Below are 26,887 nucleotides of genomic sequence, written 5' to 3' on the forward strand. Positions count from 1 at the left end.
GAAAACACCCCCAGCCAACAACTGAGGGTGTTCACTATGTCGCGAGACATCTGTCCTCGATGTCTCGCGACATCACACCGTGCGGGCGGAGGGACTCGAACCCTCACGCTCTTTCGAGCAATGGCACCTAAAGCCATCGCGTATGCCATTTCGCCACGCCCGCAGCGTTGCCGATCGTACCGCGCGGCTTGGACGAATTCGTCGGCCCCAAATCATGAGCGGTACCTTCAAGGGGTGCCGACCACCCGCCGTCGCAGGCCCGCGCTGATCGCCTTGGTGATCGTCGCGGCATGCGGCTGCCTGGCCCTGGGCTGGTGGCAGTGGACCAGGTTCCAGTCCGTCTCGGGCAGCTTCCAGAACCTGGGCTACGCGCTGCAGTGGCCGCTGTTCGCCTGGTTCTGCGTGTACGCCTACCGCAAGTTCGTCCGTTACGAGGAGGCGCCACCGGAACCGCACCGCAGCGGCGAGATGACCGAGATACCCGCCGGCCTGCTGCCCGAGCGGCCGAGGCCGGTGCAGCCGCCGCCCGACGATCCCGCGCTGCGGGAGTACAACGCCTATCTGGCTGAGCTCGCCAAAAATGATGCCGAGAAGCAGAACAGGACCACCGCATGACCACACCCGAGACACCCGGCGCGCAGGCGCCCGCCTTCCCCGTCGAGAAGATCCGCACCGCGCTGCTCGGCTATCGGATCATGGCGTGGACGACGGGTCTGTGGCTGATCGCGCTGTGCTACGAGATCGTGTCGCACCTGGTTTTCCACCACGAGATCCGGTGGATCGAGGTGGTACACGGCTGGGTGTACTTCGTCTACGTGCTGGCGGCGTTCAACCTCGCGATCAAGGTCCGCTGGCCGATCGGCAAGACCATCGGGGTGCTGCTGTCGGGCACCATCCCGCTGCTCGGCATCATCGTCGAGCACTTCCAGACCAAGAACGTCAAGGCGCGCTTCGGGCTGTAAGACGCCGGCTTCAGGCACGCGGCGCCGCCAAGTCCCGCAGGGCCGGCACCAACAGCGCCAGCGCCCGTCCGCGGTGCGACACCGCATCCTTCTCCGCGGGGCTGAGTTGCGCCGCGGTCCGGTCGCCGCCAGAAGGGAGGAACACCGGGTCGTAGCCGAACCCACCGTCGCCGCGGGCCTCCCGCGCGATGGCGCCCGGCCACTCGCCGCGGACGACGACCTCGCCGGACGGCGACACGAGCGCGCAGGCCGACACGAACGCCGCGCCGCGCCGTTCGTCGGGAACATCACGCAACTGAGCCAGCAGCAGCGCGGTGTTGGCGGCGTCGTCGCCGTGGTGACCGGACCAGCGCGCCGACAGCACGCCCGGCATCCCGTTCAACGCGGCCACCTCCAAACCGGAGTCGTCGGCCACACAAGCCAGGCCCGTCGCGGCGAACGCATCCCGCGCTTTCGCCAGCGCGTTGTCCTCGAACGTCGCAGCGGTTTCGGGCGCTTCGTCGAACGGCGCGACGTCGTTGAGCGAGACCAGCGTCAAACCCGACAAACCGGCGCCGTCGAGCACCCGGCGCAGCTCGGCCAGCTTCTTGGGGTTGCGGCTGGCAACCAGCAGGCGGGTCGTCATCTATTCCCAAACACGCGTTTGGGCCGTTGCCGATGCACCCCGGCCACCTTACGGACTGCGAGATATGGGTCCGCGGCGCGAACCACATTGAGCAGTGCCGGGACGGCGTAGAACGCAACACGCTGCGCAAGGAATAGGCAAGGCGACGAAGTAGCTTCGTCAAGGGTGCCGCAAAAACCCGATAACGAGGCGCTGAAGGCGCTCAACAACAACATCACCGACGAGTTTCGCGCCAACGCCGGCAAGGTCGGCGGGCGATTCGAGGGCAATGAACTGTTGCTACTCACTACGAAGGGCGCGAAATCCGGCGAGCCGCGCGTCGCGCCGCTGGTGGTTTTCCGTATCGAGGGCAAGCTGCTGATCGTCGCGGGTTACGGTGGCGCCGACGTCAACCCGGGGTGGGTGCACAACCTGCGGGCCAACCCGCGAGCGCGCGTTGAAGTCGCCACCGGCTCGTTCGACGTCGTCGCGCACGAGCTCGACTCGTCCGAACGTCAGGCGGTCATCCCCAAGATCAACGTGACCGTACCCGCGTTCGCATTCGAGAACTACCAGTCGAAGACCACCCGCGTCATCCCGATATTCGAGCTGCGGAAGGACTCGTCATGACCGACCGGAAGGGGCCTCGTCTTGGCTTCGGTGGCAGCGGTGGTGGACCGCTGGGCAGTTAGGCCAAGGTGCGACTGGTTACCAGCAGCCGACTCAGGTGCCGAACGCCTTCGGCGGTGTGGGCCCCTCCGGCAGCACGCCCGGGTAGGGCAGCTCCAACGCCTGGCGCTGAGCGGCGAACAATTGGTCGCACGCGGCCAGCGCCACGTCGAGCAACTTGTCCAGCGTCGAGCGGGGGAACGTCGCGCCCTCGCCGGTCCCCTGGACCTCCACCAGGGTTCCGGTGTCGGTGGCGACGACGTTCATGTCGACCTCGGCGCGCGAGTCCTCTTCGTAGGGCAGGTCCACCCGAATCCTGCCGTCGACGACACCGACGCTGACCGCCGCGATGGCACACGACAGCGGCCGCGGATCCGACAGCTTGCCCGCCGCCGACAGATAGGTCACGGCGTCGGCCAACGCGACGTACGCGCCGGTGATGGCGGCGGTGCGGGTGCCGCCGTCGGCCTGCAACACGTCGCAGTCGACGGCAATCGTGTTCTCCCCCAAGGCCCTTAGGTCGATGCACGCCCGCAGCGACCGGCCGATCAGCCGGCTGATCTCCTGGGTGCGTCCGCTCAGCCGACCCTTCACCGATTCGCGGTCGGAGCGGGAGTGGGTGGCGGACGGCAGCATTGCGTATTCGGCGGTCAGCCACCCCAGGCCCGATCCCTTGCGCCAGCGCGGCACGCCCTCGGTGACGCTGGCGGTGCACATGACCTTGGTGTGGCCGAATTCGATCAGTACCGAACCCGCCGGGTGGTCGGTGAATCCGCGGGTGATGACTACGGGCCGAAGCTCGTCGTCGAGGCGGCCGTCTTCTCGTTTGGACACCCAGTAACCCTAGCCAACGCCGGGTGCTCAGACCCTTTCGGAGCGGCGGACATCGAACGTCTCGCCGCATACCACCGCGTGCACGGGACCGTCGAACTCGGCCTTGGCCTCGCTGATCACGTCCTCGCGCGAAGTCCACGGCGGAATGTGGGTCAACAACAGCTCGTGAACGCCGGCCTGGGCCGCAACCCGGCCGGCCTCCGTGCCCGACAGGTGCAGCGCGGGCGGGCGATCCGGCGCGTGCGTCCAGGAGGCCTCGCAGAGGAAAACGTCGGCGCCGCGCGCCAGCTCGACGAGCTGGTCGCAGAGGCCGGTGTCACCGCTGTAGACGAACGAGGCGCCGCTGGGATCGGTGATCCTCATGCCGTACGACTCCGTGGGATGCGCCACCACGCGCGGCATCACCGTGAGCGCGCCGAACGTCACCGGCTCACCGTCGACCCAGTGGTGCACCTCGAATATGTCCGAGCAATCGTCGATCTCGCCGCCATAGGGAGACGACGCGGCACCCAGCCGCGACCAGGTGTCCCCGGGCCCGTACAACAACGCCTTCCCGAGCGGCTTCGACGGATGGTAACGGCGCCACACGAACAAGCCGGGCACATCCAGGCAGTGGTCGGCGTGCAAATGTGACAGCAGCACGTGAACCGAACCGGGGTCGGCGTAGCGTTGCAGCGCGCCCAATACACCCCCGCCGAAGTCGAGGACCAACGGCGGGGTATCCGGCGCCCGAAGCAGATAACCCGATGCAGGCGAATCCGGACCGGTCACGCTGCCCGAGCAGCCGAGCACGGTTATTCGCACGGACACTACTGTGCCATGCCCGATCGCACGATGGAGAAAACATCGCCGCTTTGATGTGACCAGAATCTCCCCGCCACGCTAGCGCGCGCGGGATTGCTGCACCGGGTGAACGCCCGTCACCGCGGGACCCAGGAATCGCGCCGCAAGTTTGGTGAACGCCTCGGGGTCGCCCGTGGCCTCGAACACGCGGGTGGCCGATGGCGCCTCATGGGGACGCAGCAGATCGCGTTCGGTGAGCACCCGAAGTACTTCCTTGGCCGTCTCCTCGGCGCTGGAAACCAGCGTCACGTTCTCGCCCATCGCCAGCTGGATGAGTCCGGACAGCAGCGGATAGTGCGTGCACCCCAGCACCAGCGTGTCGACCTGCGCGCGCTGCAGCGGTTCCAGATAGCCCTCGGCCAGCCCGAGCACCTGACGTCCGCTGGTCACCCCGCGCTCGACGAAGTCGACGAACCGCGGGCAGGCCACCGCGGTGATCTCCGTGTCGCGGGCGGCGGCGAAGGCGTCCTGATAGGCGTGCGAGTTGATGGTCGCCCGGGTGCCGATGACGCCGATCCGACCGCTGCGCGTGGTGGCGACCGCGCGGCGCACCGCCGGCAAGATCACCTCGACGACGGGCACGTCGTAGCGCTCGCGGGCGTCGCGCAGGCAGGCCGCGGACGCCGTGTTGCAGGCGATCACCAGGGCCTTGACGCCGCGCTCGACCAGGTCGTCACCGATGGCCAGCGCGTGGGCGCGGACCTCGGAGATCGGGAGCGGACCGTAGGGGCCGTTGGCGGTGTCACCGACATAGATCATGTCCTCGTCGGGCAGCTGATCGATGATCGCGCGCGCGACGGTCAGCCCCCCGACGCCGGAGTCGAAAACCCCGACGGGCGCCCGGGGTCCCCGCCCGCAGGCAGGGGACGGCGAGCTCATGTCTTGGGGCGCCGTGCCCCGGCTTTCTTCGATGCGCGCGCCTTGCGCTCCGGGCCGGACAGGACATAGGCGGCCAGGACGCCCGCCACCGCGCCACACAGATGTCCCTGCCAGGACACGCCGCCGCACTTGTCCAGGACGGGCACCGCGCTCACCAGGATGCCGCCGTAGGCGAACAACACCACCAGGCCCGTGACGATGTCCCAGAACCTGCGCACGAATATCCCGAACACCAGCAGGAACGTCAGCCAGCCGAAGATGAGGCCGGAGGCCCCGATGTGGTCGGACTCAAAGCGGCAGCCGCCCCAGTTGCCGATGAGCCAGGTGCCGAAGCCGCCGACGATCCACACGATCGCGGTGGCCCAGACGAACCGGGACATGCCGGCCAGCGTCATCAGGAAGCCCAGCACCAGGGCGGGCACGGTGTTGGCCAACAGGTGCGTCCAGCTCGCGTGCAGGAAGGGCGCCCAGATGATCCCCCACAGCCCGTCGGCTTCCAACGGCCTGATGCCGTTGCCGTCCAGCGAATGGTTCATCAGCTGATCGATCAGCTCGACGAGGTACAGCAACGCCACGAACGTGAGGATCGTCGCGCCGCCGACCGCCCACTGGGGTCGCTTCTTCGACGGGGTCGCTGGCGCCCGCGGATGTCCTTGGGTCATAGCTGCTCTTCTCACGCGTTCTCGGCATCGTCAAGGCTACCGGCGAAGCTGCCTCCGTCAGCCGAATGCCCCGGGCAACACGTCGCGGTAGGTGGGGATTCCGGCCACGGCGCCGGCGGCAAACACGCCGACCAGCACCGCGCGGGCCAGGCAATCGGCCGCGGCAGCCCCTACCTCGGCGATCAGCCCCGTCTCGGGCGAGAACGCGGCGGGCACCGGCTTGGAATCGACGGCCGGGGCCACCTCGACCGCCCCGGTCGCGAGCGCGAACACCGTGTCGCCGTCCATCGGCGTGTGCGCCGGACGGATGGTGCGCGCCAGGCCGTCGTGGGCGGCGATCGCGATCCGCCGGCACGCCGGCGCGCTCAGCGCGGCGTCGGTCGCGACGACGGCGATGGTGGTGTTCAACGGGTTCAGCGCAGAGGGCAACTCCGCATACGCGGCGATCTGCGCGGCCGGCGGTGGCGTCAGCGCGAACTCCTCGCTCAGGCTCGCCATCCAGGGCAGGCCGGTCGCGCGGTCGGCGACATCGCCCGCCGAGTTCACGGCGACGATCGCGCCGACGGTGACGCCGGACGGCAACGTCACAGAGGCCGTCCCGAGCCCGCCCTTGAGGACCCCGGCGCGCGCCCCCACCCCCGCGCCGACGGTCCCGACAGCCGTCGGCCCCGCGTCCGCGGCTTCGCACGCCGCGTAGCCGAACTCGGCCGTCGGCCGGCAGTCCCAGCCGCCTACCGGCAGGTCGAAGATCACCGCCCCCGGCACGATGGGCACCACGCCGCCGTCCAGGCTAACGCCGCGTTCGTGTTCCTCCAGCCAGCGCATCACGCCGTCGGCGGCCGCCAGGCCGTAGGCGCTGCCGCCCGCGAGCAACACCGCGTCGACGAAGCGCACGGTGTTGGCCGGGTCCAGCAGATCGGTCTCGCGGGTACCGGGCGCACCGCCGCGGCAATCGACCCCGCACACTGTCCCGGGCGGGGTGAGCACGACCGTAACGCCGCAGGCCCAGCCCGCTCCCAACGACGCGTCGGGGTCGAGCCGCTGGTGGTGACCGACGCGGATGCCCCCGACGTCGGTGATGGAGCTCATCCGGCCGGCTTCCCCATCAGCGCGAGGACCAGGTACTCCTGCAGGACGGTCAACCACTGGTAAACGTCGAAGTGCACGGCCAACGGATGGTCGGCCGGGAGGCGCTCCGGACCTTCCGGCCCGATGTCGAGCATGACCCCCAGCGTCAACCGAATGTCGTTGACGGCCGCGATCCAGGCATTCGCTTGTTCCTCGGTCAGCTCGAAACGGCCGCCGTTGTCCGGAACAGTATCCAGAAGCTTTTGCGCGGCTGCGCGTTTGGCATCGATGATGTCCGGCTCGTGCAGGCTGCGCAGCGCGGCGTTGAGGCTGTCAGGGGTATCGCCGGAGGAGGCGGCGCCGGCGTCGTCGCGGCCCTCGGTGTCGTCCGGCTTGTGGAAATCCGGCAGCAGCCGACGCAACGTCGGGTCGCCCGGCGGTTCGGCGTTGCCCGTCTTGATGCCGGTGATCTCCTCGAGTTCGTCTGTGGGGGCGGAAGATTCGCGCTCGTCGAGCAGGCCGATCATGGCGCTGACGAGGTTCTTGAGCAGGGCGGCCTCGTGTGAGGCCAAGCCGGACCGAAAACGGGGACCGTTGGCGGTCTCGACGCGCTTCCATTTGCGCACAAGGAATCCCGGCCGACCTCGAGCCTCACCGGTCCTGCTGCAGCGTCGCCCACAAACCGGCGGCGTGCAGCTTGGACACGTCAATTTCCATGGATTCGCGACTACCCGCCGTAACGACCGCCTTCCCCTCGTTGTGCACCTGCAGCATCAGCTTGGTGGCGTGCGGCTCGCTGTAGCCGAACAACTTCTGGAAGACATACGTCACATAGGTCATCAGGTTGACCGGGTCATCCCAAACGATCGTGACCCACGGGCTGGCCGTGACGCCTACCGGAGCCGACTCGCGTTGTCCGGTAGTGCCCGGCTTGGTGGGCGCTGACGCAACAACCATGGCCCCTACGATACCGAGACACACGCCCGCCGCCGCCAGCCGTTACCGTTGCGGAATGAACGAGCCGGTCCTGGCCGGGCTGCTGACCGACAAGTACGAGTTGACCATGCTGGCCGCGGCGCTGCGCGACGGCACCGCGAACCGTCGGACCACGTTCGAACTGTTCGCCCGCCGCCTGCCCGACGGCCGCCGCTACGGCGTGGTCGCCGGAACCGGCCGGCTGCTGGAAGCGTTGCCGCAGTTCAGGTTCGACGAGGACGCCTGCGATTTGCTGGCGCAGTTCCTCGACCCCGACACGCTGGGCTACCTCCGCGATTTCCGGTTCGGCGGCGATATCGACGGCTATGCCGAGGGCGAGCTGTATTTCCCCGGTTCGCCGGTGCTTTCGGTGACCGGCAGCTTCGCCGAATGCGTGGTCCTCGAGACGCTGGCATTATCGATCTTCAACCACGACACCGCGATCGCCTCGGCGGCGGCGCGCATGGTCAGCGCCGCCGGGGACCGCCCGCTGATCGAGATGGGCTCGCGCCGCACCCACGAGCGGGCGGCGATCGCCGCGGCTCGCGCCGCCTATATCGCCGGCTTCGCCGCGACCTCCAACCTCGGCGCCCAGCGCCGCTACGGGATACCCACCGAGGGCACGGCCGCGCACGCGTTCACGATGCTGCACACCCATCGGGACGGTCCGGACGAGCTGGCGGCGTTTCGCGCCCAGGTCGACGCGCTGGGTGCGGGCACCACGCTGCTGGTGGACACCTACGACGTGGCGACCGGCGTGGCCAACGCCGTGGCCGCCGCCGGCACCGAACTTGGCGCCGTGCGCATCGACTCCGGCGAACTCGCGGTGCTCGCGCGTCAGGTGCGCGAACAGCTCGACGGTCTGGGCGCCACGCAAACCCGCATCGTGGTGTCCGGCGACCTCGACGAGTTCAGCATCGCCGCCCTGCGCGCCGAGCCGGTGGACAGCTTCGGTGTCGGCACGTCGCTGGTGACCGGCTCCGGGGCACCGACCGCCAGCATGGTCTACAAGCTGGTCGAGGTGGACGGCATGCCCGTGCAAAAGCGCAGCAGCCACAAGGAATCTCGGGGCGGCCGCAAGGAGGCGCTGCGGCTGGCGCGCCCGAGCGGAACGATCACCGAGGAGGTGGTGTACCCGGCGGGCCGACCACCGGAGGCCGCCGGACCGTGCCGAGCGCTGACGACTCCGCTCGTCCGCGGCGGCGAGGTGGTGTCGCGCCCGGACCTGTCGGCGGCGCGCGAGCGGGTGGCCTCCGGGCTGCGCAGCCTGCCGTGGGAGGGCCTGAACCTGTCGCACGGCGAGCCCGCGATCCCGACGACACACATCCGGGCCTGAGCTCAAGTGACCACGTCCGACGTGTCCGTGTCCGTGCCCGAGCTGCTCGCCATCGCCGTGGCCGCGCTCGGTGGCAGCGAGCGCCCGGGCCAATTGGAGATGGCCACCGCGGTCGAGCGGGCCTTCGAGAGCGGCGAGCACCTCGTCGTGCAGGCCGGCACCGGCACCGGCAAGTCGCTGGCGTACCTGGTTCCCGCGATCGTCCGCGCGGTCAGCGATGACGAGCCGGTCGTGGTGTCGACCGCCACGATCGCGCTGCAGCGCCAGCTCGTCGACCGCGACCTGCCCCGGCTGGCCGATTCGCTGGCCGGCGCGCTGCCGCGCCGGCCGCGGTTCGCGCTGCTGAAGGGGCGGCGAAACTACCTGTGCCTGAACAAGGTTCACAACGGTGGCGCCGCCGACGACACGGACGACGAGCGGCCGCAGGAAGAGCTCTTCGATCCCGTGGCAGTCACCGCGTTGGGCCGCGACGTGCAACGGCTCACCGCCTGGGCGTCGACCACCGATTCGGGCGACCGCGACGACCTGAAGCCCGGGGTGCCGGACCGATCGTGGTCACAGGTCAGCGTCTCGGCACGGGAATGCCTGGGCGTGGCTCGCTGCCCGTTCGGCTCCGAGTGCTTCTCCGAACGGGCCAGAGGGGAGGCCGGCCGGGCCGATGTCGTCGTCACCAATCACGCGCTGCTGGCCATCGATGCCGTCACGGAATCGGCGGTGCTGCCCGAGCACGCGCTGCTGGTGGTCGACGAGGCGCACGAACTGGTCGACCGGGTGACGTCGGTGGCCACCGCGGAGCTGACGTCGGCCGCCCTCGGCGTCCTCGCGCGGCGGATCGCCCGCTTGGTGGACCCCGAGCTGACCCACCGGCTGGAGGCCACCACCGCGAACTTCGCCGCGGCCATCCATGACGGAACCCCGGGCCGCATCGATCGCCTCGACGAGGAGATGGCGACCTACCTGACCGCGCTGCGCGATGTGGCCACCGCGGCACGCTCCGCGATCGACACGAAGAACGACACCCGGAGCGACCCCAGGGCGGCGTCGGCGCGCGCCGAGGCCGTCGCGGCGCTGAGCGAGGTCTCCGACACCGCGTCGCGGATCCTGACCTCATTCGCCCCGGCCATCCCGGACCGCAGCGACGTGGTCTGGCTCGACCACGAGGACAACCGGGGGTCGGTGCGGCCGGTGTTGCGGGTGGCGCCGCTGTCGGTCGCCGGCTTGCTGCGCAGCACGGTCTTCTCGCGTTCGACGACGGTGTTGACCTCGGCGACCCTGGCCATCGGCGGGTCCTTCGACGCGATGGCCGGGGCGTGGGGCCTGACCGGCGCGGACGACGAAAATGCGCCCTGGCGCGGGCTGGACGTGGGGTCGCCGTTCGAGCACGCCAAGGCCGGAATCCTGTACGTCGCCGCGCATCTGCCGCCGCCGGGCCGCGACGGCACCGGCTCCGCCGAGCAGCTGACCGAGATCGCCGAGCTCATCACCGCGGCCGGCGGGCGCACGCTGGGGCTGTTCTCGTCGATGCGAGCCGCCCGCGCCGCCGCCGAGGCCATGCGCTCCCGGCTGTCGACGCCGGTGCTGTGCCAGGGCGACGACAGCACTTCCACGCTGGTCGAGCAGTTCGCCGCCGACGAGGAGACCTCGCTGTTCGGCACCCTGTCGCTGTGGCAGGGCGTCGACGTGCCCGGGCCGTCGCTGTCGCTGGTGCTGATCGACCGCATCCCCTTCCCCCGACCCGACGACCCGCTGCTTGGCGCGCGGCAGCGCGCGGTGGCCGCGCGGGGCGGCAACGGCTTCATGGCCGTCTCCGCCAACCACGCGGCGCTGCTGCTCGCCCAGGGGTCGGGACGGCTGCTGCGCCGCGTCACCGACCGCGGCGTGGTCGCGGTACTGGACTCGCGGATGGTGACCGCCGGCTACGGCGGCTACCTGCGCGCCTCGCTGCCGCCGTTCTGGGCGACCACCGACGCCGCCCAGGTGCGGGGCGCGCTGGAACGGCTGCGCACCTGACGGCTAGCGCGCCAGGGTGACGAGGCCGAGCTCGTTGCTGGCGGCCAGCATGGGGTTGTTGGGCAGCACGCGCACCGTGTATCCGACCGCGCCGGCCAGCGGCAGCGGCGTGGTCGTCGAGAACACCTGGTTGCCGCCCTCGGCGGTGCCGGCGTACGACATCTCGACGGTGACCGGGTCCAGCAGCGCGTCGCCTGCGTCGACCCGGCCCACCAGCGCCTGGACCGTGACCTCGTCGGGCGCCAGCCCGTCCAGCTGCACGGTCGCGGTCAGCGTCAGCTTGGAGCCGAGCACCGGGGTGTCCGGCAGGCCGGTGCTGTCCACGTCGGTGACGGCGATCTTGGGCCACGCGTCGTGGGCGCGCCGACGGTAGGCGGCCAGCTCGCGGGCCGCGTCGAACTCTGCGCCGCCGTCTTCGGCCGCGGTGGTCTTGCGCAGCGATGCCGCCGCCGGCGTGTAGTACTGCTCGACGTAATCGCGAACCATGCGGGACGCCAGCACCTTCGGGCCGAGGGTCTGCAGCGTGTGGCGCACCATCTCGATCCACCGCGGCGGAACCCCGTGTTCGTCGCGCTCGTAGAACTTCGGTGCCACCGCCTGCTCCAACAGGTTGTACAGCGCGGTGGATTCCAGGTCGTCGCGGCGGGATTCGTCGGCCACGCCGTCGGCAGTCGGTATCTCCCAACCGTTTTCGCCGTCGTACCACTCGTCCCACCAGCCGTCGCGGATGGACAGGTTCAGCCCGCCGTTGAGCGCGCTCTTCATCCCCGACGTGCCGCAGGCCTCCAGAGGCCGCAGCGGGTTGTTCAGCCAGACGTCGCAGCCCCAATACAGCAGCCGGGCCATCGACATGTCGTAGTCGGGCAGAAAGGCGATGCGGTGCCGCACCTCGGGCCGGTCGGCGAACCGCACCACCTGCTGGATCAGCGCTTTACCACCATCATCGGCGGGGTGCGATTTGCCGGCGACGATCAGCTGGATCGGCCTTTCCTCGCTGAGCAGCAGCTGTTCGAGCCGATCCGGGTCGCGCAGCATCAGCGTCAGCCGCTTATAGGTCGGCACCCGCCGGGCAAACCCGATGGTAAGCACGTCCGGATCGAAAGCCGTTGCTATCCAGGATAATTCGGCATCCGGCGCGCCGCGCTCCTGCCACGAGCTGCGCAACCGCCGCCGGACATCGTCGACCAGCAGCGAGCGCAGTTGCGAGCGGATCCACCACAGGTGGCCGGCGTCGACCTCCTGCAGCCGCAGCCACACGCCCGGATCGCCGAACGAGTCGGACCCGGCCAGCTCGCGGCCCAGTTGCAACCATTGCGGCGCCGCCCAGGTGCGCGCGTGAACGCCGTTGGTGATCGAGCCGATCGGCACCTCGCCGGAATCGAACCCCGGCCACAGCTCGTTGAACATGGCCCGGCTGACCCGCCCGTGCAGCAGCGAAACACCGTTGGCCCGTTGGGCCAGGCGCAGGCCCATGTGCGCCATGTTGAACTTCGTCGGGTCGTCCTCCGCGCCGAGCGCCATGATCCGCGCGGTCGGCACGCCCGGCAGCAAGGCGGGCGCACCCTTGGCCTTTCCCGCCCCGTCGGCGCCGTCGTCCATTCCGTCGTCGAAGTAGAGCCGCACCATGTCGACGGGGAACCGGTCGATCCCGGCGGGTACCGGGGTGTGGGTGGTGAACACGGTGGCCGACCGCACGACCGTCAGCGCGGTGTCGAAGTCCAGCCCGGAATCGGTGATCAGCTCGCGGATGCGTTCGGCCCCGAGGAACCCCGCGTGTCCCTCGTTCATGTGCCACACCTCGGGCGCGGGCAGCCCCTCGATGGCGGTGAACGCGCGGATGGCCCGCACCCCGCCGATGCCGGCCAGGATCTCCTGCCGCATCCGGTGTTCCTGGTCTCCCCCGTACAGCCGGTCGGTGACGCCGCGCAGTTCGTGCTCGTTCTCGGGGACGTCGGAATCCAGCAGCAGCAGCGGAACGCGTCCCACCTGCGCGACCCAGACCCGCGCCCGCAGCTGCGCGGAGTCGGGCAGCGTCAGTTCCACCAGCACGGGTTCGCGTGCGGCGTCGGTGAGCAGCCGCAACGGCAACCCCTGCGGGTCCAGCGCGGGGTAGGTCTCGTGCTGCCAGCCGTCGGCGGTGAGCGACTGCCGAAAGTAGCCGGAGCGGTAGTACAGCCCCACCGCGATCAGCGGTACGCCCAGATCGGACGCGGACTTCAGGTGGTCACCGGCGAGGATGCCCAGGCCGCCCGAATAATTGGGTAGCACCTCGGCGACGCCGAACTCCATCGAGAAGTACGCGACGGCGGCGGGCATCGCGGCACCGGCGTGCTGGCGCTGCTGATACCAGAGCGGACGGCTCAGGTAATCGTTCAGGTCTGCGGAGAGCGCATCGAGCCGGCCCACGAATTCCTCGTCGAGCGCGAGTTCGTCGAGCCGCGCCGGGCTCACCGCACCGAGCAGAGCCACCGGGTCGGAGCCGCAGCGCGCCCACAGCGTCGAGTCGATGGCCGCGAACAGGTCCTGAGTGGGCTTGTCCCACGACCACCGCAGGTTGGTCGAAAGCTGATCCAGCGCGGCGAGACGCTCGGGCAAATGAGCACGGACGGTAAAGCGGCGAAGGGCTTTCACACGTCATTACCTTACTGAGGATTCCGGCGCCCGCAGGGCGACCGACTGACCGTTCGGCGTCAGGGGTGGTGTGACGGCGCACTAGGGTGGGTATCGGTTAGGTGTTGGGGCCGCAACGATGCGGTCCGTCAGAGAAAGTCCCCACGACAGGATGTTTCTGAGAGGCGAGACATTCCGCGACGATGCACAGCGCGGTCTCGCCACACAATCGAAACGGAGTGTTTGTGCCCGGTCGTGTCGAGATCGATAACGTCCAGCCCGTCGTCTCCTGCGGCGCGTACCCGGCCAAGGCCGTGGTCGGTGAGATGGTTCCCGTCAGCGCCGCGGTCTGGCGAGAGGGTCACGAGGCCGTCGCAGCAACCCTGGTCGTGCGCTACCTCGGGCAGCGCTACCCGCAAGTCGGCGAAGGCCGGCGGATCAAGGCGGTGCAGGCCCCCGAACGTCCCGCACCCGCCCTCGACGGCAAGGCGGCGGAACAGCGGATCAAGCCGCTGCTGCTGCCCATGACCGAGGGTCAGGAACCGTACGTCTTCCACGGTGTGTTCACCCCCGACCGGGTCGGGTTGTGGACCTTCCGAGTGGACGGATGGGGTGACCCGATTCACTCGTGGCGTCACGGACTGGTCGCCAAACTCGACGCCGGCCAGGGCGAAAAGGAGTTGTCCAACGATCTGCTGGTGGGCGCCGCGCTGTTCGAGCGCGCGGCGACCGGCGTCCCGCGGGCGCGACGCGACCCGCTGCTGGCGGCCGCCGAGGCGTTGCGGGCCCCCGGGGACCCGGTCACCCGCACCGCGCTGGCCTTGAGCCCGGAAATCGAAGAACTTTTGGCCGCTTACCCCTTGCGCGACCTGGTCACCCGGGGCGAACAGTTCGGGGTGTGGGTCGACCGGCCGCTGGCGCGCTTTGGCGCGTGGTACGAGATGTTCCCGCGCTCGACCGGCGGGTGGGACAAGAACGGCAGGCCCGTGCACGGCACCTTCGCCACCGCGGCCGCGCAGCTCCCGCGGATCGCCGACATGGGCTTCGACATCGTCTACCTGCCGCCCATCCACCCGATCGGCAAGGTACATCGCAAGGGCCGCAACAACGCCCCCACCGCCGCTCCCGGGGACGTGGGATCTCCGTGGGCGATCGGCAGCGACGAGGGTGGCCACGACGCGGTCCACCCCGACCTGGGCACGATCGACGACTTCGACGACTTCGTCGCCGCGGCACGCGATCTGGGCCTGGAGGTCTCCCTGGACCTGGCGCTGCAATGCGCACCCGACCATCCGTGGGCCCGCGACCATCGGCAGTGGTTCACCGAGCTGCCGGACGGAACCATCGCCTACGCGGAGAACCCGCCCAAAAAGTATCAGGACATCTATCCGATCAACTTCGACAACGATCCCGCCGGTCTCTACGACGAAGTGCTGCGGGTGGTCCGGCACTGGATCGACCACGGCGTCAAGTTCTTTCGGGTCGACAACCCGCACACAAAGCCCCCTGACTTCTGGGCCTGGCTGATCGGTCAGGTCAAAGACGCCGATCCCGACGTGCTCTTCCTGTCCGAGGCGTTCACCCCGCCGGCCCGCCAGTACGGCCTGGCGAAGCTCGGCTTCACGCAGTCCTACAGCTACTTCACGTGGCGCACGGCCAAGTGGGACCTCACCGAGTTCGGCGACGACATCGCCGCCCTCGCCGACTTCCGCCGGCCGAACCTGTTCGTCAACACCCCCGACATCCTGCACGAGGTGCTGCAACACCACGGCCCCGGTATGTTCGCCATCCGGGCCGTGCTGGCGGCGACCATGAGCCCGGCGTGGGGGGTCTACTCGGGCTACGAGCTGTTCGAGCACCGTGCGGTGCGCGAGGGCAGCGAGGAGTACCTGGATTCCGAGAAGTACGAGCTGCGGCCCCGCGACTATGAGCGCGCGCTCGCCGAGGGCAGGTCACTCGAGCCGTTCATCAAGCGGCTCAACATGATTCGCCGCCTGCATCCCGCGCTGCAACAACTGCGCACAATTCACTTCCACGGCGTGGACAACGACGCGCTGCTGGCCTACAGCAAGTTCGACCCGGCCACCGGCGACTGCGTGCTGGTCGTGGTGACGCTCAACGCGTTCGGGCCCGAGGAAGCGACGCTGTGGTTGGACATGGCCGCATTGGGTATGGAGCCCTATGAGCGGTTTTGGGTGCGCGATGAGATCACGGGGCAGGAATTCCAATGGGGGCAGTCGAACTACATCCGCCTCGATCCATCGCGGGCGGTCGCGCACATCATCAACATGCCGCTCGTACCGTACGAATCGCGAATCACGCTGTTACGCAGGAGGTGACCGGCTTTGAGCCGAACCGACGAACTCGCTGAGCTGGATCTGGCGCCCGACCCAGCCGATCTGGCGCGCCTGGTGGCCGGCGCGCATTACAACCCGCACGGCATCCTCGGCGCCCACGAGTACGGCGACCACACCGTCATTCGCGCGCTGCGACCGCACGCGCGAGAGGTGGTCGCGCTCGTCGGTGGCGACCGTTTCCCGTTGCGGCACATCGACTCCGGCTTGTTCGCCGTGGCGCTGCCGTTTGTCAACCTCATCGACTACCGGCTGGAGGTGACCTACGAAGGTTCCGACCCGCACGTCGTCGCCGACGCTTACCGCTTCCTGCCCACCCTCGGCGAAGTCGATCTCCACCTCTTCGGCGAGGGCCGCCACGAACGGCTCTGGGAGGTCCTCGGCGCCCATCCCCGCTCGTTCTCCACGGCCGACGGCCCGGTGAACGGGGTGTCGTTCGCGGTGTGGGCGCCCAATGCCAAGGGCGTCAGCCTGATCGGCGAGTTCAACGGCTGGACCGGCAACGAGGCGCCCATGCGGGTGCTGGGCTCCTCCGGGGTGTGGGAGTTGTTCTGGCCCGATTTCCCCGTGGAGGGCCTGTACAAGTTCCGCGTGCACGGCGCCGACGGCGTGGTGACCGAGCGGGCCGATCCGATGGCGTTCGCCACCGAGGTGCCGCCGCACACCGCGTCGCGGGTGACGCGCAGCAGGTACACCTGGGAGGACGCCGACTGGATGACGCGGCGCGCGCAGCGCAACCCGGTGTTCGAGCCGATGAGCACGTTGGAGGTGCACCTCGGGTCCTGGCGCCCCGGGCTGAGCTACCGCCAGCTCGCGCGTGAGCTGACGGATTACGTCGTGGAGCAGGGGTTCACCCACGTCGAGCTGCTGCCGGTCGCCGAGCACCCGTTCGCCGGCTCGTGGGGCTACCAGGTGACGTCGTATTACGCGCCCACGTCCCGCTTCGGCACGCCGGACGACTTCCGGGGGCTGGTCGACGCCCTGCACCAGGCCGGTATCGGCGTGATCGTGGACTGGGTGCCGGCGCACTTCCCCAAGGACGCCTGGGCGCTCGGCCGTTTCGACGGCACCCCGCTCTACGAGCACGCCGACCCCAACCGCGGGGAACAACTCGACTGGGGGACCTACGTCTTCGACTTCGGCCGTGCGGAGGTGCGCAACTTCCTGGTGGCCAACGCGTTGTATTGGCTCGAGGAGTACCACATCGACGGCCTGCGGGTGGACGCGGTCGCGTCGATGCTCTACCTCGACTACTCGCGTCCGGAGGGCGGTTGGACACCGAACATCTACGGCGGCCGGGAGAACCTGGAGGCGGTGCAGTTCCTGCAGGAAATGAACGCCACGGCCCACAAGGCCGCGCCCGGCATCGTCACCGTCGCCGAGGAGTCGACGTCGTGGCCGGGCGTGACCCGGCCGACAAACCTTGGCGGCCTTGGCTTTTCGATGAAGTGGAACATGGGCTGGATGCACGACACGCTCGACTACATCAGCCGCGACCCGATCTACCGCAGCTTCCACCACCACGAGATGACGTTCTCGATGCTGTACGCGTTCAGCGAGAACTACGTGCTGCCGCTCAGCCACGACGAGGTGGTGCACGGCAAGGGAACCCTGTGGGGTCGCATGCCGGGCAACAACCACGTCAAGGCGGCGGGGCTGCGCAGCCTGCTCGCCTACCAATGGGCGCACCCGGGCAAGCAATTGTTATTCATGGGACAGGAATTCGGCCAGCGCGCCGAGTGGTCCGAGCAGCGCGGTTTGGATTGGTGGCAGCTCGACGAACAGGGTTTCTCCAACGGCGTCCTGCGCCTGGTGCGCGACATCAACGAGATTTACCGCAGCCACCCGGCGCTGTGGAGCCAAGACACCATTCCCGACGGCTATTCCTGGATCGACGCCAACGATTCCGCCAACAACGTGTTGAGTTTCCTCCGATATGGAAACGACGGCTCGGTAATGGCGTGCGTATTCAATTTCGCGGGGTCGGAGCACAGCGGCTACCGCCTCGGCCTGCCCTACGCAGGCCGCTGGCGCGAAGTGCTCAACACCGACGCGACCGTCTACAACGGCTCGGGGGTCGGCAACATGGGTGGGGTCGACGCCACCGAGGACCCGTGGCACGGCCGTCCGGCCTCGACCGTGCTGGTCCTGCCGCCCACGTCGGCGTTGTGGCTGGAGCCCGAATAAAAGGCGATCCGCGCAGCTTATACCGCTTGCATTGCGATAAGTAAAGCACCATTTAATCCCCGCTCCTGTAAAGGCTAGCTACTTTCCGAATTCGGGAAAGTCTGGATATGATCCAGTCCCCAGGCGTCATCGCCAACTCGCCGTACTCGCTGGGAGGCATGCATGTCGTTCGTGTTTGCGGCGCCAGAAATGGTTTCGGGGGCGGCGTCGGATTTGGCGAATATCGGTTCCACAATTAGCACGGCCAGCGCGGCCGCGGCGGCGCCGACTGCGGGAATGGTGGCGTCGGCCGCGGACGAGGTGTCGGCGAGCGTCGCGGCCTTCTTTTCCGCGCACGCCGCGGAGTACCAGGCGATCAGCGCGCAGGCGGAGGCCTTTCACGCGCAGTTCGTGCAGGCAGTGGCGTCGGGCGCGATGTCGTACGCCGCCACCGAGGCCGCGAACGCCTCACCGTTGCAGGGCCTGGAGCAGCAGCTGCTCGGCCTGGTGAACACGCCCACCGAGCTACTCCTGGGCCGTCCGCTGATCGGCAACGGCGTCAACGGGGCACCGGGTAGCGGGGCGCCGGGCGGCGCCGGCGGAATCCTGATCGGCAACGGCGGCGCCGGCGGGTCCGGCGGGCTGGGACAGCCCGGCGGTAAGGGAGGCGGCGCGGGACTCTTCGGCATCGGCGGGGCGGGCGGTGCGGGCGGCGGCGCAGCGACCGCCACGAGCAACGGTGCGGCCGGCGGTGCCGGCGGCAGGGGCGGCCTGCTATGGGGGGCCGGCGGCATCGGCGGGATCGGCGGTCTCGGCGGCGCAACGAGCGGATCCGGCGGCATCGGCGGTGCCGGAGGTGGCGGCGGCGTGTTCGGCGTCGGCGGAGCCGGCGGGAACGGCGGGATCGGCCTCCTCGGCGGAACCGGCGGAACCGGCGGAGCCGGCGGATTGTTCGCCGCCGGCGGCGCCGGGGGCACCGGTGGATTCGCCAGTGGCACCGGTGGCGTCGGCGGGACCGGCGGGACCGGCGGGGCGAGCGGGCTGCTGGGCTTCGGCGGCGGCGCCGGCGGCAGCGGTGGGGACGGCATCAACAATGCGAACGGCGGGACCGGCGGCACGGGCGGCGGCGGTGGGTTGTTCGCCGCCGGCGGCGCCGGCGGCGTCGGCGGCGTCGGCGTTTCCGCCGCCGGCGGGGACGGCGGGGTCGGCGGCAACGGCGGCCTACTCCTCGGCGCCGGCGGCTCCGGCGGGACGGGCGGCTACGGCGGCAATGGAGCCGGTGGGGCGGGCGGGGCCGGCGGCAGCTCCGGCCTGTTCGCTGGCTCCGGCGGCTCCGGCGGCACCGGTGGGAACGCCCTCAAACACGTCGCCGGTGCCGGCGGTCACGGCGGCGGCGGCGGGCTGTTGGGGGCCGGCGGCTCGGGCGGCAGCGGCGGGGTCGGCATCGATGTCGGCGGCATCGGCGGGGCCGGCGGAGCCGGTGGCAACGGCGGCTCACTGGTCGGCGACGGCGGCTCCGGCGGGACCGGCGGCAGCGGCTTGACCGGGGTCGGATCCGGCGGGGCCGGCGGTAACGCCGGGCTGCTCGCCGGCTCCGGCGGGACCGGCGGGAACGGCGCGATCGGGCTCAGCGGCGACGGCGGCGCCGGCGGCGCCGGGGGTAACGCCGGGCTCGTCGGCAACGGCGGCGGCGGCGGCACGGGCGGCTACAGCCTGGTTCCGACCGGCGCCGGTGGGGCCGGCGGGGCGGGCGGCAACGCCGTGCTCGTCGGCGACGGCGGCAACGGCGGAAACGGCGGAGTCGGCGGGGCGACGGGCCTCGGCGGCACCGGCGGTGCGGGCGGTACGGGCGGGCTGCTCGGCCTCCCCGGCACGAACGGGATATCGGGCCCGTAAGGGCGAACTCAGTACAGCGCGTTGGCGAGGTTGCGCCGACCGGCGATGACCTCGGGGTCGGCGGGATCGAAGAGCTCGAACAGCTCGATCAGTCGGGTGCGCACCCGGGTGCGCTCGTCGCCGGATGTGCTGCGCACCAAGTCGATCAGGCGCTCGAACGCCGCGGTGACGTCCTGGTTGAGGATTTGCACGTCGGCGGCGGCCAACGCGGCGTCGATGTCGCCCGGCGCGGCGTCGGCGGCCGCGACCGCGTCCGGGCGTTGCGCCGTTGCGCGCGTGAGGAAGTCGATCTGCCGGATCGCACCCTTGGCTTCGAGGCTGGCCGGGTCGGCGTCCAGGATCGCCTGATACGCCGCTTTGGCCGCGTCGAAATCGCCGTCCTCGAGCTGTTGGCGCGCCTGAGCCAGCTGCGGATCAATTTCCGTTTCTCCGGAACCGCTTGGGCCCCTGAGCTTTCCGGCCGTCGCGGACAACAGCGAGTCCACCCACCGGCGCAACTGGTCGGGAGGCTGGACCCCCTGGAAGCTGGACAGCGGCTGACCGGCGGCCAATGCCACGACGGTCGGCACCGCGTCGACGCCGAATATCTGGGCCACCCTTGGCGTCACGTCGACGTTGACCGTCGCCAGCGCCCACGTGCCGTCGTCCTGGACGGCCATGTCGGACAGCGCCTCGAGGAGCTGGACGCACGCGTCGCTGCGCGGCGACCACAACAACACCACGACCGGGACCTCGTCGGACCGGACGATCACTTGTTCTTCGAAGTTGGCCTCGTTGACCTCCGTGCCGCCCGGCGTGGCGGGCGCCGCCGGGCCCGCGGGTCCGGCGGGGGAAGCGTTCTGCTGGGCTCGCTGCTTGAGCCCTGAGAGGTCGACCGCACCGGCCAGTGCGGGCCCGATCGAGGGTCGCGGACGCGTCACGCCGTCAAGTTTGTCATGCGCTTCGGACACCGAGTCACCCGGTCGCGGCGACGCCCTAACGGGCCTGATCGGCCGTTATGACCAAGATCACAAATTTTTGCCACAGCTAACTCCAGCAACGCCGGCGGGCGCCTAACCCGCTCGCAGGATCAGCGCGTCACCCTGGCCTCCGGCTCCGCACAGGGCCGCGACGCCGTAGCCGGAGCCCCGCCGCGCCAGCTCCAGGGCCACGTGCAAAGTGATCCTGGCGCCCGACATGCCGATCGGGTGACCGACCGCGATCGCGCCGCCGTTGACGTTGACGATCCCGGGATCGATGCCCAGTTCGCGGGTCGAGGCCAGGGCCACCGCGGCAAACGCCTCGTTGATCTCGACCACGTCGAGCTGGTCAACGGAGATGCCCTCGCGGCCGAGCGCCTTCTTGATCGCGTTGGCCGGCTGGGACTGCAGCGTCGAATCCGGTCCGGCCACAACGCCATGCGCGCCGATCTCGACGAGCCAGGAAAGCCCGAGCTCCTGCGCTTTCGCCTTGTTCATCACCACGACCGCGGCCGCGCCGTCGGAAATCTGCGACGCCGAACCGGCCGTGATGGTGCCGTCGCGGCGAAACGCCGGCTTGAGGCCCGCCAGGGACTCCGCGGTGGTGTTGGCGCGGATCCCCTCGTCCTCGGCGAACTGCAACGGATCACCCTTGCGCTGCGGGATGTTGACCGGCACCACTTCGTCGGTGAAGACGCCGTCCTTCCACGCCGCGGCCGCCTTCTGGTGGGACCGCGCAGCGAACTCGTCCTGCTCCTGCCGGGTGAACTTGTCGACGTCGTTGCGCTGCTCGGTGAGCGCGCCCATCGGCTGGTCGGTGAACACGTCGTGCAGGCCGTCGTAGGCCATGTGGTCCAACACCGTGACGTCGCCGTACTTGTAGCCCGCCCGGCTGTCCATCAGGAGGTGCGGCGCCTTCGTCATCGACTCCTGGCCGCCGGCCACCACCACGTCGAACTCCCCGGCGCGAATGAGCTGGTCAGCCAGGGCGATGGAATCGATGCCAGAGAGGCACATCTTGTTGATGGTCAGCGCCGCAACGTCCCATCCGATGCCCGCCGCGACCGCCGCCTGGCGTGCCGGCATCTGGCCGGCCCCGGCCGTCAGCACCTGGCCCATGATCACGTACTCGACCGCCGACGCCGGCACCTTCGCCTTCTCGAGCGCCCCGGCGATCGCGATCGCGCCCAAATCGCTGGCCGATAAATCCTTCAGCGAACCCATCAGCTTCCCGATGGGCGTCCGCGCCCCAGCAACTATCACCGACGTCGTCATGAGTACCTCCTGAGCGTGCCCGGACGGCCGTTTCGGCATCCTGGAGAAGCGCAATCTTTGCTGTCAGGTTACCGTTACGTGATGACGACCGATCAAGTTGACGCCCGTCACCTCCTGGCCACCTCCTTGGTGACCGGCCTGGATCACGTCGGCATTGCGGTCGCCGACCTGGACGCCGCAATCACCTGGTACCACGACCACCTCGGCATGATCCTGGTGCACGAGGAAGTCAACGACGACCAGGGCATACGCGAGGCGATGCTGGCCGTCCCCGGGACCACCGCCCAGCTCCAGCTGATGGCCCCGCTCGACGACTCCTCGACGATCGCGAAGTTCATGGAAAAGCGCGGCCCGGGCATCCAACAGATGGCCGTTCGGGTCAGCGATCTGGACACCATCTGCGAGCAGCTGCGCGAGCAGGGCGTGCGACTCGTCTACGAGGCACCCCGTCGCGGCACAGCAAACTCGCGGATCAACTTCATCCACCCCAAGGACGCCGGCGGGGTCCTGATCGAGTTGGTCGAGCCGGCCTCCTAAAGCCGGGCAGTCACGACCACTTTCGGGTAGGACCGCGAGTCGCGCGGTTGGCCCAGCACGGCGTGTGCCAATGCCGCCGGTCGTCGGTTCCCTGCGGCCCTTCGGCGGGCCACACCACCAGATGCGCAGTGCCGGAGGCGATTTCGTGATCGCAACCGGGGCAACGATAGGTCTTGACCGCGCGGGCCGCGGCGACGGGGCGCACCGTGTACTCGTAGCCGTCGGGCCCCGTCTCCACCCGGTGCGGAGCCGGCGGGATCGACACCGGGCGCTGCCGGCGGGGCGGTGTGCGGCGCCGAGGCATGCCCGACAGTCTAGTTGGGCGCCTCAGAACAACCGGTACTCGTCACTGTCCATGCCGCGCATCGTGTCGTAATCCAGTGTGATGCAACGGATCCCACGGTCGACGGCCAAGGTGCGCGCCTGCGGTTTGATTTGCTGAGCGGCGAAGATCCCCTTGACCGGCGCCAGAACGGTGTCGCGGTTGAGCAACTCGAGATAGCGGGTGAGCTGCTCCACCCCGTCGATCTCGCCGCGGCGCTTGATTTCGACCGCGACCGAGCCACCGCGCTCGTCGCGGCAGAGCAGATCCACGGGACCGATCGCGGTCATGTACTCGCGGCGGACCAAGGTATATCCCTCGCCCAGCAGCTGGACGTGCTCGGCAAGCAAAGCCTGAAGGTGGGCCTCGACGCCGTCCTTCACCAAACCGGGGTCGACGCCCAGATCGTGGCTGGAGTCGTGCTCGATCTCCTCGACGGTGATGCGCAGCTGCTCGCCCGCCTTGTTCTCCACCACCCACAGCGGCACGTCACCACCGGGCTCTTCGGTCAACCAGCACGGCGGGCTCATCCAGTTCAACGGCTTGTAGGCGCGGTCGTCGGCGTGCACGCTGACTGACCCGTCGGCCTTGAAGAGCAGCAACCTGCGCGCCGACGGTAGGTGGGCGGTGAGACGGCCGACGTAGTCGACCGTGCATTGGGCGATGACGAGGCGCACCCGACTCACCTTAGAGCGAGCCCCACAAATTAGGCTGGCGCCACGATGTTCGCCAACCAGAGGATGGCGCGACGTATCGGCCGGGTGCTCGAGAGGGTGACCCGGCAGAGCGGCCGTCTGCCCGAAACCCCTGCGTACGGATCCTTGCTCCTCGGGCGGGTGTCGGAAAGCCAGCGACGTCGCCGCGTCCGCATCCAGATCATCATGACCGTGCTGGTTCTCGGCGCGAACCTCATCGGCATCGCCGTGGTACTGCTGATCGTGGCGGTCGCGGTTCCCGAACCGAGCGTGTTCGACGACGCACCGGCGTGGCTCACGTTCGGGATCGTGCCGGCCTACATCGCCCTGGCTTTGGCGGTGGGCACCTATTCGATCACGCGCCGGACCGTCCTTGCGTTGCGCTGGGCGATCGACGAGCGCACCCCCACCAGCGACGACGAGCGCAACACCTTTCTGGCCCCGTGGCGTATCGCCGCGTACGACCTCATCCTCTGGGGCATCGGGACGGTCGTGCTGACGACGCTCTACGGCCTCATCAACACGATGTTCATCCCGCGGTTCTTCGTCGCGGTGGGCTTCTGTGGGATTCTGGTCGCCACCGGCAGCTATCTCCTCGCCGAGTTCGCGCTGCGACCGGTGGCCGCTCAGGCACTCGAGGCGGGGCCCCCGCCGCGGCGGTTGTCGGCGGGCATCATGGGCCGGACCATGGTCGTCTGGTTCCTGGGCTCGGGCGTGCCCGTCATCGGCATCGGCCTGCTGGCCATGTTCGAGATCTTGTTGCGAAATCTGACCCAAACCCAGTTCGCCGTCGGCGTGCTCATCGTGTCGTTCGCCACGCTGATCTTCGGTTGCGTCTTGATGTGGATTTTGGCCTGGCTGACGGCGACACCGGTGCGGGTGGTGCGGGCGGCGCTGCGCCGCGTCGAGCAGGGCAATCTGCGCGGCGACCTGGTGGTGTTCGACGGCACCGAGCTCGGCGAGCTGCAGCGTGGTTTCAACGCGATGGTCTCCGGTCTGCGCGAGCGCGAACGCGTGCGTGATCTTTTCGGCCGGCACGTCGGTCGCGAGGTCGCGCTGGCCGCCGAGCGCGAGCGACCGAAGCTGGGCGGCGAAGAACGCCACGTCGCGGTCGTCTTCATCGATATCGTCGGCTCCACTCAGTTGGTGACCACTCAACCCCCGACTCATGTCGTCGAAGTGCTCAACCGGTTTTTCGCGATCGTCGTCGAGGAAGTGGACCGCCATTGCGGCCTGGTCAACAAGTTCGAGGGCGACGCGTCGCTGGCCATCTTCGGGGCTCCCAACCACCTGGACTCGCCCGAAGACGAGGCGCTGGCCGCGGCGCGCCGCATTGCCGAACGGCTGGCCGACGAGATGTGTGAGCTCGACGCCGGCATCGGCGTGGCGGCCGGCCAGGTCGTCGCCGGCAACGTGGGCGCCAAGGAACGGTTCGAATACACCGTCATAGGCGAGCCGGTCAACGAGGCCGCGCGACTGTGCGAACTGGCCAAGTCACGTCCGGGCAAATTGCTTGCGACCGCCGGCGCGCTGGAGCGCGCCAGCGAAGAAGAGTGTGCCCATTGGTCTTTGGGCGACACGGTGACCCTTCGCGGGTACGAGCGCCCCACCCGGCTGGCCTACCCGGTTGAGACCGCCCGGTCCGATCACTAATCCGCGCTGACAACGCTCGTGGTCAACGCCGATGAGCGTTGTCGATAGAAATCCCTTATCGGACAATAGAAGACGTGCCTTGACCGCACGGTTGCACCCCGCAAATAGTGGCGACGGGACGGAGCTCCGCCCGCGGCAGAAGGGTGCATCGTGACAAGCGTTGGCTTGCTGGACCGTTCGAGAATCGTTGCTAGGCCCGGATGGAGCCGCTGGCTGGTTGCGCCGGCCGCGCTGTCCATCCACCTCGCCATTGGATCGGCCTACGCCTGGAGCGTCTTCAAGATCCCGCTGGAGAAGTCGCTGCACGTCTCCGGAACCGCGAGCGCGATGCCGTTCACCGTCGCCATTGTGGCACTGGGCCTTTCGGCCGCGGCGTTCGGCACGCGGGTCGACCACTACGGGCCGCGCGGGGCCATGGTCGTTGCCACCGTGTGCTTTTGCAGCGGGCTGCTGATCGCGGGATTCGGCGTTTCCGTCCGCCAGTACTGGCTCGTCGTGGTGGGCTACGGGGTCGTCGGAGGGGTCGGCCTCGGCATCGGCTACATCTCGCCGGTGTCCACTTTGATCAAGTGGTTTCCCGACCGCCCCGGGATGGCGACCGGCCTGGCGATCATGGGCTTTGGCGGCGGCGCCCTGATCGCGTCGCCGTGGACCAACAGCCTGCTCGACGCGTTCGGCCGCACCGGCACCGCCGGGGTCGCGCGGACCTTCCTGGTAATGGGCTGCAGCTATGCCGTGTTCATGTCGATGGGGTGCCTGCTCATCCGGGTGCCGGCGCCGGGCTGGGCGCCGGCGGGCTGGGAACCCAAGCCGCACAAGGCCGGATCGCTGGTCAGTACGGCCTGTGTGTCGGCGGCCAACGCGATCAAGACGCCCCAGTTCTGGCTGCTGTGGGTCGTGCTCTGCTTCAACGTGACCGCCGGGATCGGCATCCTGGAGAAGGCCTCACCGATCTACCAGGACTTCTTCCCGCGGGCGCCCCGCGCGGCCGTGCTGGCTTCGGCGGCCGCCGGGTTCGTCGCCCTGCTGTCGCTGGCCAACATGCTCGGCCGGATCGGCTGGTCGTCGCTGTCGGATGCGCTGGGCCGCAAGAACATGTACCGGCTCTACCTCGGCGGCGGGGCACTCCTCTATCTCACGCTGGTGTTCACGACCAACACCAACAAGGTCGCGTTCCTGCTGTGCACCGTGCTGATCCTTTCGTTCTACGGTGCGGGCTTCTCGACGGTTCCCGCTTATCTGCGGGACCTGTTCGGCACCTACGAGGTTGGCGCCATCCACGGCAGGCTGCTGACGGCCTGGTCGGTCGCGGGTGTGCTGGGCCCGCTGATCGTCAACGCCATCGCCGACTCCCAGAAGACGGCCGGGAAGCACGGACCCGACCTTTACCTCGTGTCGTTCGAGGTGATGATCGCGCTGCTGGCCGTCGGCCTGATCTGCAACGAGCTGATCCGGCCCGTGGCCGCCAGATTCCATGAGCACGACGGCGCCGCATTGGCGCCCGAAGCGGTCCCCCAGCTGCAACCGGAGAGGCAACCATGACGAAGCCGAGCATCACACTGGCGTGGCTCTGGGTGG

At 69.2% G+C, this 26,887-nt stretch carries 24 protein-coding genes and 1 tRNA gene; 11 read left to right on the top strand and 14 right to left on the bottom strand.

What is annotated here, in order from left to right; all coding sequences use genetic code 11:
* Window positions 1-80: 80 nt before the first annotated feature.
* Window positions 81-163: transfer RNA gene (locus tag A5787_RS09500), tRNA-Leu, on the bottom strand.
* A 71-nt stretch (window positions 164-234) separates the two neighbouring features.
* On the opposite strand from A5787_RS09500, the gene A5787_RS09505 reads away from it, so the two are divergent.
* Both A5787_RS09505 and A5787_RS09510 read left to right on the top strand, forming a co-directional pair.
* Window positions 235-615: a hypothetical protein gene (locus A5787_RS09505; RefSeq protein WP_066965119.1), complete on the top strand. Its 381-nt coding sequence runs from the start codon at window positions 235-237 to the stop codon at window positions 613-615.
* Window positions 612-962, top strand: a complete 351-nt coding sequence (locus tag A5787_RS09510) for a DUF3817 domain-containing protein (RefSeq protein WP_066965121.1) — start codon at window positions 612-614, stop codon at window positions 960-962. Before A5787_RS09505 ends, A5787_RS09510 begins: the two co-directional genes overlap by 4 nt.
* A gap of 10 nt (window positions 963-972) precedes the next feature.
* On the opposite strand, the gene rdgB is transcribed toward A5787_RS09510, so the two are convergent.
* Complete coding sequence (gene rdgB / locus A5787_RS09515) at window positions 973-1,587, bottom strand: RdgB/HAM1 family non-canonical purine NTP pyrophosphatase (RefSeq protein ID WP_066965122.1); 615 nt, start codon at window positions 1,585-1,587, stop codon at window positions 973-975.
* A gap of 165 nt (window positions 1,588-1,752) precedes the next feature.
* On the opposite strand from rdgB, the gene A5787_RS09520 reads away from it, so the two are divergent.
* Window positions 1,753-2,196, top strand: a complete 444-nt coding sequence (locus A5787_RS09520; protein WP_066965123.1) for a nitroreductase family deazaflavin-dependent oxidoreductase — start codon at window positions 1,753-1,755, stop codon at window positions 2,194-2,196.
* A 93-nt stretch (window positions 2,197-2,289) separates the two neighbouring features.
* On the opposite strand, the gene rph is transcribed toward A5787_RS09520, so the two are convergent.
* The 7 genes from rph to clpS all read right to left on the bottom strand — a co-directional run bounded on the left by rph (window position 2,290) and on the right by clpS (window position 7,478).
* Window positions 2,290-3,069, bottom strand: coding sequence for a ribonuclease PH (gene rph / locus A5787_RS09525; RefSeq protein ID WP_066965124.1), 780 nt, complete (start codon window positions 3,067-3,069; stop codon window positions 2,290-2,292).
* 27 nt (window positions 3,070-3,096) lie between these two features.
* Window positions 3,097-3,879: a cyclic nucleotide-degrading phosphodiesterase gene (locus tag A5787_RS09530; RefSeq protein WP_066965125.1), complete on the bottom strand. Its 783-nt coding sequence runs from the start codon at window positions 3,877-3,879 to the stop codon at window positions 3,097-3,099.
* Between the two features lie 72 nt (window positions 3,880-3,951).
* The gene (gene murI / locus A5787_RS09535; protein ID WP_066965126.1) at window positions 3,952-4,791 is read right to left on the bottom strand and encodes a glutamate racemase; all 840 of its coding nucleotides are present in this window, start codon (window positions 4,789-4,791) and stop codon (window positions 3,952-3,954) included.
* On the bottom strand, window positions 4,788-5,453 hold the full coding sequence (locus A5787_RS09540; protein WP_066965128.1) for a rhomboid family intramembrane serine protease: 666 nt from the start codon (window positions 5,451-5,453) through the stop codon (window positions 4,788-4,790). The genes murI and A5787_RS09540 overlap by 4 nt, the downstream gene beginning before the upstream one ends.
* Window positions 5,454-5,510: 57 nt before the next feature.
* Window positions 5,511-6,542 carry a P1 family peptidase gene (locus A5787_RS09545; RefSeq protein WP_066965131.1) on the bottom strand — a complete coding sequence of 344 codons (1,032 nt, stop codon included), beginning with the start codon at window positions 6,540-6,542 and terminating at the stop codon, window positions 5,511-5,513.
* Window positions 6,539-7,147, bottom strand: coding sequence for a DUF2017 domain-containing protein (locus A5787_RS09550; protein ID WP_066965134.1), 609 nt, complete (start codon window positions 7,145-7,147; stop codon window positions 6,539-6,541). The genes A5787_RS09545 and A5787_RS09550 overlap by 4 nt, the downstream gene beginning before the upstream one ends.
* 25 nt (window positions 7,148-7,172) lie before the next feature.
* Window positions 7,173-7,478 (bottom strand): ATP-dependent Clp protease adapter ClpS, encoded by a 306-nt coding sequence (gene clpS, locus A5787_RS09555; protein ID WP_066965137.1) that lies wholly within the window; start codon window positions 7,476-7,478, stop codon window positions 7,173-7,175.
* On the opposite strand from clpS, the gene A5787_RS09560 reads away from it, so the two are divergent.
* Both A5787_RS09560 and A5787_RS09565 read left to right on the top strand, forming a co-directional pair.
* Entirely contained in the window at window positions 7,477-8,832 is a 1,356-nt protein-coding gene (locus A5787_RS09560) for a nicotinate phosphoribosyltransferase (RefSeq protein ID WP_369829100.1), read from the top strand. The genes clpS and A5787_RS09560 overlap by 2 nt on opposite strands.
* A 6-nt stretch (window positions 8,833-8,838) precedes the next feature.
* The gene (locus A5787_RS09565) at window positions 8,839-10,842 is read left to right on the top strand and encodes an ATP-dependent DNA helicase (protein ID WP_066965145.1); all 2,004 of its coding nucleotides are present in this window, start codon (window positions 8,839-8,841) and stop codon (window positions 10,840-10,842) included.
* Between the two features lie 3 nt (window positions 10,843-10,845).
* On the opposite strand, the gene glgP is transcribed toward A5787_RS09565, so the two are convergent.
* Window positions 10,846-13,473 carry an alpha-glucan family phosphorylase gene (gene glgP, locus A5787_RS09570; RefSeq protein ID WP_066965148.1) on the bottom strand — a complete coding sequence of 876 codons (2,628 nt, stop codon included), beginning with the start codon at window positions 13,471-13,473 and terminating at the stop codon, window positions 10,846-10,848.
* Between the two features lie 224 nt (window positions 13,474-13,697).
* On the opposite strand from glgP, the gene A5787_RS09575 reads away from it, so the two are divergent.
* The 3 genes from A5787_RS09575 to A5787_RS09585 all read left to right on the top strand — a co-directional run bounded on the left by A5787_RS09575 (window position 13,698) and on the right by A5787_RS09585 (window position 19,868).
* Entirely contained in the window at window positions 13,698-15,791 is a 2,094-nt protein-coding gene (locus A5787_RS09575; RefSeq protein WP_231993914.1) for an alpha-1,4-glucan--maltose-1-phosphate maltosyltransferase, read from the top strand.
* Between the two features lie 6 nt (window positions 15,792-15,797).
* Window positions 15,798-17,993 (top strand): 1,4-alpha-glucan branching protein GlgB, encoded by a 2,196-nt coding sequence (gene glgB, locus A5787_RS09580; protein WP_066965155.1) that lies wholly within the window; start codon window positions 15,798-15,800, stop codon window positions 17,991-17,993.
* A 162-nt stretch (window positions 17,994-18,155) separates the two neighbouring features.
* Window positions 18,156-19,868, top strand: a complete 1,713-nt coding sequence (locus tag A5787_RS09585; RefSeq protein WP_066965157.1) for a PE family protein — start codon at window positions 18,156-18,158, stop codon at window positions 19,866-19,868.
* 8 nt (window positions 19,869-19,876) lie between these two features.
* On the opposite strand, the gene A5787_RS09590 is transcribed toward A5787_RS09585, so the two are convergent.
* Complete coding sequence (locus A5787_RS09590) at window positions 19,877-20,788, bottom strand: tetratricopeptide repeat protein (protein WP_066965371.1); 912 nt, start codon at window positions 20,786-20,788, stop codon at window positions 19,877-19,879.
* A gap of 132 nt (window positions 20,789-20,920) precedes the next feature.
* Complete coding sequence (locus A5787_RS09595) at window positions 20,921-22,102, bottom strand: acetyl-CoA C-acetyltransferase (RefSeq protein WP_066965160.1); 1,182 nt, start codon at window positions 22,100-22,102, stop codon at window positions 20,921-20,923.
* 78 nt (window positions 22,103-22,180) lie between these two features.
* On the opposite strand from A5787_RS09595, the gene mce reads away from it, so the two are divergent.
* On the top strand, window positions 22,181-22,639 hold the full coding sequence (gene mce, locus A5787_RS09600) for a methylmalonyl-CoA epimerase (RefSeq protein WP_156748654.1): 459 nt from the start codon (window positions 22,181-22,183) through the stop codon (window positions 22,637-22,639).
* 10 nt (window positions 22,640-22,649) lie between these two features.
* Here mce and A5787_RS09605 read toward each other — a convergent pair whose 3' ends face one another.
* Window positions 22,650-22,943 carry a hypothetical protein gene (locus A5787_RS09605; RefSeq protein WP_066965165.1) on the bottom strand — a complete coding sequence of 98 codons (294 nt, stop codon included), beginning with the start codon at window positions 22,941-22,943 and terminating at the stop codon, window positions 22,650-22,652.
* A gap of 23 nt (window positions 22,944-22,966) precedes the next feature.
* Window positions 22,967-23,638, bottom strand: coding sequence for an endonuclease NucS (gene nucS / locus A5787_RS09610; RefSeq protein ID WP_066965168.1), 672 nt, complete (start codon window positions 23,636-23,638; stop codon window positions 22,967-22,969).
* Window positions 23,639-23,683: 45 nt separating this feature from the next.
* On the opposite strand from nucS, the gene A5787_RS09615 reads away from it, so the two are divergent.
* Both A5787_RS09615 and A5787_RS09620 read left to right on the top strand, forming a co-directional pair.
* Window positions 23,684-25,309 (top strand): adenylate/guanylate cyclase domain-containing protein, encoded by a 1,626-nt coding sequence (locus tag A5787_RS09615; RefSeq protein ID WP_066965170.1) that lies wholly within the window; start codon window positions 23,684-23,686, stop codon window positions 25,307-25,309.
* Window positions 25,310-25,459: 150 nt separating this feature from the next.
* Window positions 25,460-26,851 (top strand): OFA family MFS transporter, encoded by a 1,392-nt coding sequence (locus A5787_RS09620; RefSeq protein ID WP_066965174.1) that lies wholly within the window; start codon window positions 25,460-25,462, stop codon window positions 26,849-26,851.
* The last annotated feature ends 36 nt before the right edge of the window (window positions 26,852-26,887 follow it).

The sequence above is a fragment of the Mycobacterium sp. 852002-50816_SCH5313054-b genome, from assembly GCF_001667185.1.
Classification (GTDB): Bacteria; Actinomycetota; Actinomycetes; order Mycobacteriales; family Mycobacteriaceae; genus Mycobacterium.